The 14409-nt window shown below is 72.1% G+C and carries 10 protein-coding genes; 8 read left to right on the plus strand and 2 right to left on the minus strand.

What is annotated here, in order from left to right; all coding sequences use genetic code 11:
* Positions 1-74 precede the first annotated feature (74 nt).
* The 6 genes from ctaD to DVA86_RS16245 all read left to right on the plus strand — a co-directional run bounded on the left by ctaD (position 75) and on the right by DVA86_RS16245 (position 8203).
* A complete protein-coding gene (gene ctaD, locus DVA86_RS16220) occupies positions 75-1775 on the plus strand; it encodes an aa3-type cytochrome oxidase subunit I (RefSeq protein ID WP_208879190.1) in 1701 nt (566 codons plus the stop codon).
* Positions 1765-2154 carry an aa3-type cytochrome oxidase subunit IV gene (gene ctaF / locus DVA86_RS16225; RefSeq protein ID WP_208879191.1) on the plus strand — a complete coding sequence of 130 codons (390 nt, stop codon included), beginning with the start codon at positions 1765-1767 and terminating at the stop codon, positions 2152-2154. Before ctaD ends, ctaF begins: the two co-directional genes overlap by 11 nt.
* Complete coding sequence (qcrB, locus tag DVA86_RS16230) at positions 2151-3809, plus strand: cytochrome bc1 complex cytochrome b subunit (protein WP_208879193.1); 1659 nt, start codon at positions 2151-2153, stop codon at positions 3807-3809. The genes ctaF and qcrB overlap by 4 nt, the downstream gene beginning before the upstream one ends.
* 154 nt (positions 3810-3963) lie before the next feature.
* A complete protein-coding gene (locus DVA86_RS16235; RefSeq protein ID WP_208879194.1) occupies positions 3964-6213 on the plus strand; it encodes an MMPL family transporter in 2250 nt (749 codons plus the stop codon).
* Between the two features lie 132 nt (positions 6214-6345).
* A complete protein-coding gene (locus DVA86_RS16240; protein ID WP_208879196.1) occupies positions 6346-7515 on the plus strand; it encodes a sensor histidine kinase in 1170 nt (389 codons plus the stop codon).
* A 16-nt stretch (positions 7516-7531) separates the two neighbouring features.
* The gene (locus tag DVA86_RS16245; RefSeq protein ID WP_208879197.1) at positions 7532-8203 is read left to right on the plus strand and encodes a response regulator; all 672 of its coding nucleotides are present in this window, start codon (positions 7532-7534) and stop codon (positions 8201-8203) included.
* 16 nt (positions 8204-8219) lie between these two features.
* On the opposite strand, the gene DVA86_RS16250 is transcribed toward DVA86_RS16245, so the two are convergent.
* On the minus strand, positions 8220-9401 hold the full coding sequence (locus DVA86_RS16250; RefSeq protein ID WP_208879199.1) for an alcohol dehydrogenase catalytic domain-containing protein: 1182 nt from the start codon (positions 9399-9401) through the stop codon (positions 8220-8222).
* A 130-nt stretch (positions 9402-9531) separates the two neighbouring features.
* Entirely contained in the window at positions 9532-10734 is a 1203-nt protein-coding gene (locus tag DVA86_RS16255) for an NAD-dependent epimerase/dehydratase family protein (RefSeq protein ID WP_208879200.1), read from the minus strand.
* A gap of 201 nt (positions 10735-10935) precedes the next feature.
* Here DVA86_RS16255 and DVA86_RS16260 point away from each other — a divergent pair, with 201 nt between their 5' ends.
* Positions 10936-11910: an LLM class F420-dependent oxidoreductase gene (locus tag DVA86_RS16260; protein WP_208879201.1), complete on the plus strand. Its 975-nt coding sequence runs from the start codon at positions 10936-10938 to the stop codon at positions 11908-11910.
* 415 nt (positions 11911-12325) lie between these two features.
* Positions 12326-14341, plus strand: coding sequence for a sulfatase (locus DVA86_RS16265; RefSeq protein ID WP_208879202.1), 2016 nt, complete (start codon positions 12326-12328; stop codon positions 14339-14341).
* The last annotated feature ends 68 nt before the right edge of the window (positions 14342-14409 follow it).

Raw genomic sequence — 14409 nt, forward strand, 5'->3', positions numbered from 1 at the left:
GGCACCGGCCGCGGGCGCGGCCTGGGACGGCACGGGCACGCACCGCCGTATGACGCCGCGATTCGGAGGTCTCGATGGACGCCGCCCAGGAGCACACCTCCGCAGCGGAGCCCTCGGAAGGCACAGACGGCACGGACGGCACAAACGCACAGACCCCCCTCGGCCGCCGCGTGCTCGACCTCCTGTCGACCACCGACCACAAGGTGATCGGCAACCTCTACCTCGTCACCTCGTTCGGCTTCTTCCTCGCCGCCGGCCTCATGGCGATGTTCATGCGGGCCGAACTCGCCCGTCCGGGCTTGCAGGTGATGAACCACGACCAGTACAACCAGCTGTTCACCATCCACGGCACCATCATGATGCTGCTGTTCGCGACGCCGACCTTCGCCGGTTTCGCGAACGCCGTCATGCCGCTGCAGATCGGCGCCCCCGACGTGGCGTTTCCGCGGCTGAACGCCTTCACCTACTGGGTGTTCCTCTTCGGCGGTCTCATGGTGGTCGCCGGGTTCCTCACCTCGAAGGGGGCCGCGTCGTTCGGCTGGTTCGCGTACGCGCCGCTCAACGGGCCCGTGCACACGCCCGGTACGGGCGGGGACCTGTGGACGATGGGGCTGGTCGTCGCCGGGCTGAGCACCATCCTCGGGTCCGTCAACTTCATCACGACCATCATCTGTCTGCGCGCGCCCGGCATGACGCTCTTCCGCATGCCGATCTTCACCTGGAACGTGCTGTTCACCTCGATCCTCGCGCTGCTCGCGTTCCCCGTGCTGAGCGCGGCGCTGCTGGCGCTGGAGGCGGACCGGCAGTTCGGGGCGCACATCTTCGACGCGGCGAACGGCGGTGCGCTGCTGTGGCAGCACCTGTTCTGGTTCTTCGGCCATCCGGAGGTCTACATCGTGGCGCTGCCGTTCTTCGGTGTGGTCAGCGAGATCGTCCCGGTGTTCAGCCGGAAGCCGATGTTCGGCTACGTCGCGCTGATCGGCGCGACCATCGCCATCACCGGGCTGTCGGCGGTGGTGTGGGCGCACCACATGTTCGCCACGGGAGCGGTGCTGTTGCCGTTCTTCTCGCTGATGTCGTTCCTCATCGCGGTGCCGACGGGGGTGAAGTTCTTCAACTGGATCGGGACGATGCGGTACGGCTCGCTGTCGTTCGAGACGCCGATGCTGTGGTCCGTCGGGTTCCTGGTGACGTTCCTGCTGGGCGGGTTGAGCGGGGTGCTGATCGCGTCGCCGCCGCTGGACTTCCATCTGACCGACTCGTACTTCATCGTGGCGCACCTGCACTACGTGCTGTTCGGCACGATCGTGTTCGCGACGTTCGCCGGGTTCTACTTCTGGTGGCCGAAGCTGACGGGCCGGATGCTCGACGAGCGGCTCGGGAAGATCCATTTCTGGACGCTGTTCGTCGGCTTCCAGGGCACGTTCCTGGTGCACCACTGGCTGGGGCAGCAGGGGATGCCGCGCCGGTACGCGGACTACCTCGCCGCCGACGGCTTCACGGGGCTCAACACCCTGTCCACCGTCAGCTCGTTCCTGCTGGGCCTGTCCACGCTGCCGTTCCTCTACAACGTCTGGAAGACGAGCCGTACGGGGCGGCGCGTGGAGCTGGACGACCCGTGGGGCTGGGGTCGTTCGCTGGAGTGGGCCACCAGCTGCCCGCCGCCGCGGCACAACTTCACGGCGATCCCCCGTATCCGCTCCGAGTCGCCGGCGTTCGACCTGCACCATCCCGAGGTGGGCGAGCGCGGGAAGGGAGGCGGCGATGAAGGGTGAGGCGCTGCTGTTCGCGGGCGTGGCGCTGTTCTTCGCGGTCACGGCGGGCGTCTACGCGTGGTTCTCGCTGGAGCCGGCCGGTACGGCGGCGCTGACCGTGTCGTGCCTGATGTCGGCGCTGGTCGCGTTCTTCTGCTGGATCCAGTACGCGCGCCACGGCAGCCGCGCGCAGGACCGCAAGGGCGCGGCGGTCGGCGAGACGACGGGGCATCTCGACTTCTTCCCGCCGCGCAGCTATGCGCCGGTCGTGACCGCCCTCGCGTTCGCCGTGCTGGCGACGGGTGTGGTGTACGGGCTGTGGCTGTTCCTCATCGGGTTCGGGCTGCTGGCGCCCGGGGTGGCGGGGTTCACCTTCCAGTACAAGGACCGCGGCACATGAGGCGGCGTGCGGAGAAGCGGCGTACGGGGAACGGGGACGAGCGCGTCCTCCGCGCCCTCGACAGCCGGCTGCCCGTCGCCGAGGGCAGCCGGGTGCTGGTCCGCAAGGCGTTCCCCGACCACTGGTCGTTCCTCCTCGGCGAACTCGCCCTCTACAGCCTGGTCGTGCTCGTCCTCACCGGCACGTACCTCACGCTGTTCTTCAACCCGAGCATGTCCGAGATCGTCTACCGGGGCAGCTACGAGCCCCTGCGCGGCGTGCACATGTCGGAGGCGTACGCGTCGACGCTGCGCATCAGTTTCGACGTACGCGGCGGCCTGCTGGTGCGTCAGATCCACCACTGGGCGGCGCTGCTGTTCCTCAGCGCGATCGGGCTGCATCTGCTGCGGATCTTCTTCACCGGCGCCTTCCGCAGGCCGCGCGAGCTGAACTGGGTCATCGGCGTCACCCTGTTCGTGCTGGCGCTGCTGGAGGGGTTCACCGGCTACTCCCTGCCCGACGACCTGCTCTCCGGCACCGGCCTGAAGATCGCCCACGGCATCATGCTGTCCATCCCGGTCGTGGGCAGCTATCTGGCGTTCTTCGCGTTCGGCGGCGAGTATCCGGGGCACGACATCATCCCGCGGCTGTACGTCACGCACATCCTGCTCGTGCCCGGCATCCTCATCGCGCTCGTCGTCGTACACCTCATCCTCGTCGTACAGCTCAAGCACACGCAGTGGGCCCGCCCCGGCGCGACCAACCGGAACGTGGTGGGGCAGCCGATGGTGCCGCAGTTCGCGGCCAAGTCGACGGGCCTGTTCTTCGCCGTGTTCGGGGTGGTGACGCTGCTGGCCGGCACCGCGCAGATCAACCCCGTGTACGCCTACGGCCCGTACGACCCCGGGCAGGTCTCGACCGGCTCGCAGCCCGACTGGTACGTGGGCTTTCTGGAGGGCTCGCTGCGCCTGATGCCGCCGTTCGAGACGACGCTGTGGGGCCACACCGTCATGTGGAACGTGCTGGTGCCCGCGGTGATCCTGCCCGGACTGCTGTTCCTGGCGCTGTACGTCTACCCGTTCACGGAGCGGTGGCTCACCGGCGACCACGGCGAGCACCACCTGTCCGAACGGCCGCGCAACCGCCCCGTACGCACCGGACTCGGCGCCGGCGCCCTCACGTTCTACGCCGTGCTGCTGATCGCGGGCGGCAACGACGTCATCGCGGACCTCTTCGAGATCTCCCTCAACGGCCTCACCTGGGCGCTGCGCGCGGCCCTCGTCGTCGCCCCGGTCGCCGCGTACCTCCTCACCAAGCGGCTGTGCACGGCGTTGCAGGCGCACGAGCGGGACCGGTTCACGGAGGGCGACGAGACCGGCGACGTCTACCAGACCGTCGAGGGCGGCATGGTGGAGGGCCACTCCCGCATGCCGGCGCGGGAGCAGTACGCGCTGCTGGTGCGCGAGGAGCCGCGGGCGCTGCCCGGCGGACAGTCCGAATCGCGTGCGGGGCGCGTACGGGCCGCCCTCAGCGGCTGGTTCCACAGCGGCCATGTGCGGGTGCCGGTCACGGCGCGGCAGCGGCGGGAGATCGAGGCGAGGACGGCGCCGCCCGCGCTCGGAGGGCCGGACCGGCCCGAGGAGCCCGAGCGGCCGGAGGCGGAGCGGCGCCGCTGATCACGCGGGGTGCCGTAGCCGCCGAGTAGGACGTCCGGGGCGGCCCGGTACTCGTTAGTGAGTAGCCACGACGCTTGGCACCGAGGACGACGGGGCAGGGCCCGTCCGGAAAACCTGGAGAGGTTCCCGAGAACCAGATACGGAGACCTCTTCCATGGCGACATTCCTGTACCGACTGGGCCGCTGGGCCTTCCGGCGGCGCCGTGCCGTCGCACTGCTGTGGGTGGCGGTCCTGGCCGCCGTCACCCTCGGCGCCATGAACGCCTCCGAGGCCCCCGACGACTCGGCCAAGATGCCGGGGATCGAGTCGCAGAAGGCGTTCGACCTGATCAACGAGCGGTTCCCCGGAAGCGAGGCGGAGGGCGCGAGCGCACGGATCGTCTTCATCGCCGAGGACGGCCGGAAGGTCACCTCCGCCGAGAACCGCGCGGCCGTCGACAGGCTGGTGGCCGACGTGGCCGACGGGCCGCAGGTGGCCGACGTCGTGAGCCCCTTCGACGGGCAGGGCGTCAGCAAGGACGGGTCCACGGCGTACGCCAGCGTGACGTACGACGTGAAGGAGGACGACGTCAGCGAGGCCGGCAAGAAGGAGCTGGAGGGCGCCGTCGAGCGGGTCCGTGACAGCGGCCTCACCGTCGAGGTCGGCGGCACGGTGCTGGTGACCGAGCCCGGCGCCGGCATGGGCGAGGTGATGGGCGTCATGATCGCCGCGGTCGTGCTGCTGGTCACCTTCGGTTCGCTGGCCGCCGCGGGGCTGCCGCTGATCACCGCCATCGTCGGCGTCGCCGTCAGCCTGGCCTCGATCACCGCCCTGGCGAACGTCTTCGGGCTGTCCTCGACCACCGGCGAGCTGTCCATGATGCTCGGCCTCGCGGTCGGCATCGACTACTCCCTGTTCGTGGTCGCCCGCTACCGCGAGGAACGCGCCAAGGGGCGCGGCGCGCACGAGGCGGCCGGACTGGCCGTGGGCACCGCCGGTTCGGCGGTGGTCTTCGCGGGGCTGACCGTGGTCATCGCGCTGGCCGGGCTCTCGGTGGTCGGCGTGCCGATGCTGACGAAGATGGGCTTGGGCGCGGCGGGCGCGGTCGTCACGGGTGTGGTGATCGCGCTGACGATGGTCCCGGCGCTGCTCGGCTTCTGGCCGGACGCCGTCCTGGCGCGGCGGGTCCGCAAGGGCGGCACGGCCGCTCGTACGGACCAGGGCCCGGCAGCGGAGGCGCGGGAGACGGGGAAGGAGAACAGGGGCACCCGCTGGGCCCGGTTCGTACTCCGCCGTCCCGTGCCCGTCCTGCTGGTCTCGGTCGTCGGCCTGGGCGCGCTCGCCATCCCGGCGATGGACCTCCAGCTGGGCATGCCCGGCGACGAGGCCAAGCCGACCTCGACCACGGAGCGCCGCGCCTACGATGCCCTCGCGGACGGTTTCGGCCCCGGCTTCAACGGTCCCCTGACCGTCGTCGTGGACGCGCGCGACAGCGACGATCCGAAGGCCGCCGTGTCCGCGGTGTCCGGGAAGCTCGCGGGCACCGAGGGCGTCGTCTCCGTCTCCCCGCCCCGGTTCAACGCGGCGAAGGACACCGCGGTGCTGTCCGCCACCCCGTCGACCGCGCCCACCAGCGAACGTACGAAGGACCTCGTCCACACCATCCGCGACGAGCGCCCCGCGACCGAGTCCGCGACCGGCGCCGCCTTCGAGGTCACCGGCACCACCGCACTGAACATCGACGTCGGGCAGAAGATGCAGGACGCCCTGATCCCGTATCTCGCGGTCGTCGTCGGGCTGGCCTTCCTGCTGCTGCTGGTGGTCTTCCGTTCCGTACTGGTGCCGCTGAAGGCCGCTCTCGGCTATCTGCTGTCGGTACTCGCGGCACTCGGCGCGATCGTCACCGTCTTCCAGCACGGCCACGCCGCGGGCCTCTTCGGCGTCGAGCAGACCGGCCCGATCATGAGCATGATGCCGATCTTCCTGGTGGGCATCGTGTTCGGACTCGCCATGGACTACGAGGTGTTCCTGGTCTCGCGGATGCGCGAGGCGTACGTGCACGGGGAGCCGCCGGGACAGGCCGTCGTCTCCGGGTTCGGGCACAGCGCCCAGGTCGTCGGGGCGGCGGCGCTGATCATGATGGGCGTGTTCGCGGGCTTCATGACCGGCGGCGAGACCATGGTCGTGATGGTCGGCTTCGGGCTGGCCGTGGCCGTCCTGTTCGACGCGATCGTCGTCCGCATGGCGTTCGTGCCCGCCGTACTCGCCCTGCTCGGCAAGTCGGCCTGGTGGCTGCCGCGCTGGCTGGACCGGCTGCTGCCGCGCGTCGACGTGGAGGGCGAGGCCCTCACCCGCCGGGCCGAAGCACCCGCGGAGCCGGACGCACCGGCCGGCGACGGCCGGCAGGAGGCCGTACGCGTCTGACCCGGCGCACCGTACGACACGTGTGACCGGCCCGTCCGGAGGGGGCTGTCCGTGCCTGGCACGGGCGGCCCTCGCTGGGCGTTCGCCCGCCGTGTGACCGACCATGGGGTCCAGCACCCGAGGGAGAACCGCATGCTCACCAGCTGGCGGCGGTACGCCGACCACCATCCCCGCCTCGTCGAGACGGCGTTCCTGCTGCTGCTGTACGTGGTCACCTGCAGGCAGTTCATCAGCGGCGAAGGGGCGGGCTGGGCACCGGGGCTGGCCATCGCGACCGCCGCCTGCCTCTCGCTGCTGTGGCGCCGCAGCCGTCCGCGCCACGTCGTCGTGTTCACCGGGCTCTGTGCGGGCCTCGCCGTCGGGCTGGACTACGTGGTCCAGCCGCTGCTGCTCCTCCCGCTCCTCGTGGCGCTCTACGAGCTGTCCGTCCGCACCCCGGAGCGGCTCACGTACGGCTACTACCTGGGCGTCGTCGCGCTGATCCTCGTCGCGCCCGTGTTCCCGGACCACAGCGACCAGTCCTGGGTGGAGAAGGGGGTCTCGCCCACGTTCTGGCTTCTGCTGCTGGTGGTGTACGGCACGGCGGTACGGGCGCGGCGCGCGTATCTGGACGCCGTACGGTCGCGTGCCGAGCACGCCGAACGCACCCGCGAGGAGGAGGCGCGGCAGCGCGTCGCCGAGGAACGCGTGCGTATCGCCCGCGAGTTGCACGACGTCGTCGCCCACCACATGGCCCTGGCCAACGCGCAGGCAGGCACCGCCGCCCATCTCTCCCGCACCCGGCCCGAGCAGGCCGAGAAGATCCTCACCGAGCTGACCGGCACCACCGCCTCGGCGCTGCGCGAACTCAAGGCCACCGTCGGCCTGTTGCGCCAGTCCGACGACCCGGAGGAGACCCTGGAGCCGCCGCCCGGCCTGGGCCGGCTCCCCGAACTGGTCGACGCGTTCTCCTCCGCCGGTCTCCAGGTCACCGTCGCGGTCGAGGGCGAGGAGCGGCCGCTCTCGGGCGGCGTGGACCTGACCGCCTTCCGGATCGTGCAGGAGGCGCTGACGAACGTCGCCAAGCACGCCGCCGCGAGCACGGCCCGGGTCCGGCTCGCCTACGACCGCGACCGGCTGACCCTCACCGTCACCGACGACGGCGGCGGCGGCGAGGACGGGCACGTTCCGTCCGCTCCCGGCGGCGGGTTCGGTCTCATCGGCATGCGCGAGCGCGCCCGGTCCGCCGGCGGACGGCTCGAGGCGGGCCGCCGCCCCGGGGGCGGCTTCGCCGTGACCGCCGAACTCCCCGTCCACTCCTGACTTCTGGAAGGCCACGATGACCATCCGCGTGCTGCTCGCCGACGACCAGGCCCTGCTGCGGGCGACGTTCCGGATCCTGATCGACTCGTGCGACGACATGGAGGTGGTCGACGAGGCCGACGACGGCTCCAAGGCCGTCACGCTCGCCCGCGTCTACCGCCCCGACCTCGTCCTCATGGACATCCGCATGCCCGGCACCGACGGGCTCGCCGCCACCGAGGCCATCTGCGCCGACGACGGCCTGCGGGCCACCCGTATCCTCATCCTCACCACGTTCCAAACGGACGAGCACGTCGCGCGGGCCGTGCGCGCGGGCGCGAGCGGGTTCCTCGGCAAGGACGTCTCCGCCGAGGCGCTCCTGGACGGCATCCGCACCGTGGCCGCCGGTGAGGCGCTGCTGTCCCCCGCGGCCACGCGCTCCCTCATCAGCCGCTTCCTGGCCACGCCCGAGGCCGCCGCCGACCCGTCGCTGCCCGGCCATCTGGCCGCGCTCACCGCGCGCGAGCGCGAGGTGACGGCGCTCGCCGCAGAGGGCAAGTCCAACACCGAGATCGCCGAGGAGCTGTTCGTCAGCCCGCTGACCGTACGGACGCACGTGCAGCGCGCCAAGACGAAGCTGGGCGCGCGCGACCGCGCCCAACTGGTCGTCTTCGCCTACCAGTCCGGGCTGGTGCGGCCCCCGCGGTGACCGGGCGCCGTACGTGTCAGGGCTGGAGTACGACCTTCACCGCGCCGTCCGTCTTCTTCTGGAACATGTCGTACGCCTCCGGCGTGCGCTCCAGCGGCATGTGGTGGGTCGCGAAGTCGTCGACGCCCAGCACGTCCTCGTCGTTGAGCAGCGGGAGGATCGCCGGCACCCAGTGGCGTACGTTGGCCTGCCCCATGCGCAGCTGGATCTGCTTGTCGAACAGGGTCAGCATGGGCAGCGGGTCGGCGGCGCCGCCGTACACGCCGGACACCGAGATGGTGCCGCCGCGGCGCACCATGTCGATGGCGGTGTAGAGCGCGGCCAGCCGGTCGACGCCGGCCTTCGCCGTGAGCCGTTCCGCGATCTTCCCGGGCAGCATGCCGCTCATCGTCTGCAGCAGCTTGGCCGCCGGGCTGCCGTGCGCCTCCGCGCCGACGGCGTCGATGACGGCGTCCGGGCCGCGCCCGTTGGTGCGTTCGCGTACGGCGCCCGCGATGTCGTCGTGCAGCCGCAGATCCAGCACCTCGGCGCCGCGGGCGCGGGCGCGCGCCAGCCGTTCCGGTTCGAGGTCGATGCCGATGACGGTGCCCGCGCCCTTGTGCAGGGCGACGCGGCAGGCCATGTCGCCGATCGGGCCGAGCCCGAGCACCGCGAGGGAGCCGCCCTCCGGCACCTCCGCGTACTCCACCGCCTGCCACGCCGTGGGCAGCACGTCGGACAGGAAGAGGTAGCGGTCGTCGGGCGCACCGTCCGGCACCTTCACCGGCCCGTACTGCGCCTGCGGCACCCGCAGGTACTCGGCCTGCGCGCCCGGCACGGAGCCGTACAGCTTGGTGAAGCCGAACAGCGCGGCGCCCATGCCCGCGTCGCGCACCTGTGTGGTCTCGCACTGCGTCTGGAGGCCCTGTTCGCACATGAAGCAGTTGCCGCAGGAGATCTGGAACGGCACCACCACGCGGTCGCCGGGCGCGAGTTCAGTCACCGCGCTGCCGACCTCCTCGACGATGCCCATCGGCTCGTGGCCCAGGATGTCGCCGGGGGTCATCATGGGGCCGAGGATCTCGTAGAGGTGCAGATCAGAGCCGCACAGCCCGGACGAGGTGATGCGTACGACGGCGTCGGTCGGCTCCCGTACCGCCGGGTCGGCCACCTCGTCCACCCGTACGTCGCGCCTGCCGTGCCATACCGCTGCCTTCACTCCGCTCACCTCCGGGGTCGGTTACGTGTGCGTCCCCGCGCGGGTACCCCAGCGCCGGGAGAGGCACGCTGAGCACGTACGGTCACGCGGCGCGCACGGTCTGCTGACCGGCCATGCGCCGCCCGTACGGCTACGGCCGCGCCTGGAGCCGCGTCGCCGTCTCCCGCAGCCGGCCGCCGCCCGGAAGCTTCGGGGTGAGCGGCGGGGTGTCCATGCCGTCGCCGCTCCGCAGCCCGCGCAGGAACTCCCCGATCGCCTGCGCCGACGTGTGCCGCGGATGCCAGCCCAGTTCCTCCCGCGCCCGCGCCGAGTCCATCAGCGGCAGCCTCAGCACCGCGTCGAAGAGGTGCGGCGAGGCGGGCACCAGCCGCGTGCGCCAAGCCGCGCGCAGCCCGGCGCGTACGGGCCCGGCCGGCACCCGTACGGTGCGCGCCCCGAGCAGCTCCGCCAACAGCGCCGCGTCCACCACCGGGTCGGCGGCCAGGTTGAACGGGCCCCGTACGGTGCTCGTGACCGCCGCCCGTACGGCCTCCGCCGCGTCGTCCGTGTGCAGCACCTGCATACGGAGTCCGGGCAGGTCGGGCACCACCGGCAGCCGTCCGGGACGCACCAGGCCGCGCGGCAGGAGCGGCCCGGCGAACAGCCGCCGCTGCTCGGTGGCCGACTCCCGCTTGAAGAGGAAGCCGGGGCGCATCCGCACGACGCGGACCCACGGGTACTGGCGCTCGTAGCTGTCCAGGCAGCGCTCCAGATACGCCTTCTCGCGGCAGTAGGCGGCGTCCGGCCAGCCGTGGGTGGGCCACGACTCGTCCACGGTGCGGTTCTTGGGGCCGGGCGAGTACGCGCCGACGGACGAGGCGTAGATCAGGGACGGTACGGCGGCGTCGGCGACGGCCTCGAACACGCGGAGGCTGCCGAGCACGTTGTTCCGCCAGGTCACCGTGGGCCGGTGGGTCGGCTGGAACAGCCAGGCCAGCTGGACGACCGCGTCAGCCGTGCGGAACAGCTCGCCCAGCCGCCGCTCGTGCAGCACGTCCGCGACGACCCAGGTGGTCTTCGGCGGGCACCAGCCCGGGGACCGCCGGGCCAGCCCGAGTACGCGGCCCACGCGGGGGTCGTCCGCGAGGGCGCTGACCACGCTGCTGCCGAGGTTCCCGCTCGCGCCGACCACCGCGACGGTCAGACCGTCGGCGCCGCCCGTGCGCTGGCCCGCGGCGATCACCTCGTCCGGGTCGGCCCAGCCGCCGAGGTCCGGGTCGTACGGTTCGCCGCCCGGCCGCCTGTCGCCGAGCCGCGGGTCGGCATCGACGGGCCTGGAGTCCCTGTCCCGCATGGCTGCACCTCTCGACACCTCTCGGACCTCTGGGCACCTCTGGGTACCCATCTGCTCTCCCGCCGGGAGGCTCGCGCCCGGGTACCCGTACGGCGCCGCGGGAAACGAAGCTCCGCGCCGCCGTGCGCTCGTACGGCCGCCCGTACGCGAGGCCGCGGGCACAGCGCGCGTACGGGCCGTACCGCTGCCACACTCGGAACCATGGTGAGGTTCGGATACACGCTGATGACCGAGCAGTCGGGCCCCCAGGCGCTCGTGCGCCACGCCCCTGCCGCGGAACGCGCCGGATTCGACTTCGAGGTCATGAGCGACCACTACTCCCCCTGGCTCGACGCGCAGGGGCACTCCCCGTACGCCTGGAGCGTGCTGGGCGCCGTCACCCAGGTGACCGAGCGGGTCGAGCTCATGACGTACGTGACGGCGCCGATCATGCGCTACCACCCGGCCGTCGTGGCCCAGAAGGCCGCCACCGTCGCGCTGCTCTCCGGCGGGCGCTTCACCCTCGGGCTGGGCGCCGGCGAGAACCTCAACGAGCATGTGGTGGGCCGCGGCTGGCCGCCGGTCAACGTACGCCACGAGATGCTTTCGGAGGCGGTGGACATCATCGGCGCGCTGTTCGACGGCGGCCACGTGAACCACGTCGGGCGGCACTACCGCGTCGACTCCGCGAAGCTCTGGGACCGGCCCGACGAGCGGGTGCCGATCGCCGTCGCCGTGTCCGGCGAGCAGTCCATCCGCCGCTTCGCGCCGGTCGCGGACGCGATGATCGCGGTCGAGCCCAGCGCCGAGCTCAGTGCGGGCTGGGTCGGCGCGGGCGGCAGCGAACGGCGCATCGGGCAGATCCCGGTGTGCTGGGACCCCGACCGGGACGCGGCGGTGCAGCGGGCGCACGAGCAATTCCGCTGGTTCGCGGGCGGCTGGAAGGTGAACGCGGAACTGCCCGGACCGGCCGGGTTCGCCGCCGCCACCCAGTTCGTACGGTGGGAGGACGTCGCCGCGAACATCCCGTGCGGGCCGAACGTGGAGGGGATCGTGGCCTCCGTGTCGGAGTTCTGGAAGGCCGGGTTCACCGACATCGCGCTCGTCCAGATCGGCGGCGACGAGCACCAGGACGGCTTCTTCGACTGCGCACAGCACGAACTCCTGCCCGCCCTGCGGGAAGCCGCCTCAGACTGAGCCCCGGACACGAGCAGCAGGGCCCGTCGTGGGAGGAGTTCGCCACGAGGCTGGCCCGTACGGCGCGCGATCTGCTGTCCGGGCAGTCGGTGCAGGAGACCCTGGACCGCATCGTGGTCCACGCCGTGGACCTGGTCGACGGGAGCGAGGCGGCCGGCGTTCTCACGCTGGACTCGGAGGGCGTGCACACGCTCGCCGCCACCGGCGACCTCGTGTACGAGTCGGACCGGCTCCAGGAGAAGGCCCGCCAGGGCCCGTGCTTCGACGCCGTCCCGGCTGTCCCGCTCGCATTTCCCACCCCGTATACGGGAATGCCCGCGGTGCCGGACCCCTGGACGCGCTCGATCTCCCCCTCCGATACTGGCCGTTCGCATGGTCAACGGCGAGCACGGCAACCGGACCGGAGGTCTCCGTCATGGCAGCTGCGATGCCGGACCGGCGCACGCTGCTGCGAGGGCTGGCCGCCGCCGGGCTCGGCGGTGCGGCCTCCACGACGGCGGGCGCTGGTGTCGCCGGGGCCGAGGGGGCCGCCGGGGCCGGGGGCAGGACCAACATCGTCGTCGTGCTCATCGACGACCTCGCCCGGCGGGAACTGGGCTGCTACGGCAACACGTTCAACGAGACCCCGCACATGGACCGGCTCGCCGCGGACGGCGCCAGGTTCGACGCGGGCTACTCCGCGGCGCCGGTCTGCTCGCCGACCCGGGCCAGCATCATGACCGGGCAGTACCCGGCGCGCGTGGGCATCACGGAGTTCCTCGGCGCGACCGGCGACGACCACCTGCCGACCGGCCACCGGACCCTGCCGGAGACGCTGCGCGACGCGGGCTACCGCACCGGCCTCATCGGCAAGTGGCATCTGAGCGAGACCTATGACGGGCCGGTGCGCGACCGGCCCGGCAACCCGTGGTCCCACGGCTTCGACGAGGTCATCGCCTCGGAGCAGAAGTACATCGCCGGCGGCGACTACTTCCACCCGTACTTCATGCTGCCGGACCTGCCCGCCCGCGAGGAGAACGAGTACCTCACCGACCGGCTCAACCAGGAGGCCGTGGACTTCATCGGCCGCGCCGGCGACGACGGCGAGCCGTTCTTCCTCTACCTGTCGCACTACGCCACCCACACGAAACTGGCCGCGCCGCAGCCGCTGGTCGACAAGTACGCGGCGAAGCCGGGCGCGGGCGAGCCGGGGAAGCACCCGGTGCTGGCGGCGATGCTGGAGGTCGTCGACGACGGCGTCGGCGCGATACGGGACACGCTGCGGCGGCGCGGCCTCGACGGGAACACCGTCATCCTGTTGCTGTCGGACAACGGCGGCGCGAGCGACGTGGCGACCAGCGCCCCGCTGCGCGGTAGCAAGGCGACGCTGTACGAGGGCGGTGTCCGCGTACCGATGATCGCCTACCATCCGGCGGCGCCCGGCGGCCGAGTAGTCGAGACCCCCTTCAGCACCGTCGACTTCATGCCCACGCTGCTCGACACCGCCGAGGTCCCGAGGCCGGAGGGCCAGCACCTGGACGGCACCAGCTTCGCGGGCCTGCTGTCGGGCGGCGCGGTGCCGCGGCGTACGGACCTGTTCTGGGTCTACCCGCACTGGCACGACCCCGGCGCGCCGACCGCCTCCGTACGCCGCGGCCGGTACAAGCTGCTGCGGTATCTGCACGGCGAGCGGGCCGAGTTGTACGACCTGGCCGCCGACCCCGGCGAGGCCGAGGACCTCGCCGGCCGGCTGCCCGACCGTACGCGGCGGCTGCAGGCCGCCCTGGACAGGCACCTGCACGACGTCGACCTGCTGCCGCCGCACCCCACGACGGAGAACTTCCCGCACGTGCTGGCGGAGGAGGAGTTCCGCGGCGGGCTCCCCGCCGGGTTCACCGTGCTGGCTCCGGACCCGGAGGGGCGCCCCGGGACCGTACGGGCCGACGGCGGCGCGCTCACCGTGTCGGCCGACGGGGCGCCCGCCTTCGCGCTGCTGCGTTCCGGCCGTGTGGCCGACACCTCGCCCGCCGCGATCGTCGTCACCCAGCGCTCGTACGCCGGGCCGGCCGCGCCGAGCCAGGACACGCTGTTCGCGGGGCTGGTCAAGGACGCGCGGAACCATCTGACGGTCTGGTACAACCACCGGCTCCGGCGCACCGGTTGGGACGTACGGATCGACGGCGAGCAGGCCGGCGCACGCATCACCCAGCTCGACGGGAAGATCGGCTACCCGGGGCCGAACGCCCGCCTGGCGTGCGTCGTGCACCGCGACGAGCTCACCGCGTACGCGGTGGCGGGCGGCGGCACCTGGCAGTATCTGTTCACCATCGACGTCGGCCGCTACGCGCGGCTCGACGACCCGCGGGTCCGCGGCCAGTACCGGTACGGCTTCGGCGCCCGCGTCGACGGAGGCACGCTCGCGGTGGAGCGCTTCGCGGTCCGCGGCCGCTGACACGAGCGCTGACACGCGGGCCGTCACGAGCGCTGACACGAGGGGTGCCGCCCCGCACGGGCGGCACC

The sequence above is a fragment of the Streptomyces armeniacus genome (assembly GCF_003355155.1).
Classification (GTDB): domain Bacteria; phylum Actinomycetota; class Actinomycetes; order Streptomycetales; family Streptomycetaceae; genus Streptomyces; species Streptomyces armeniacus.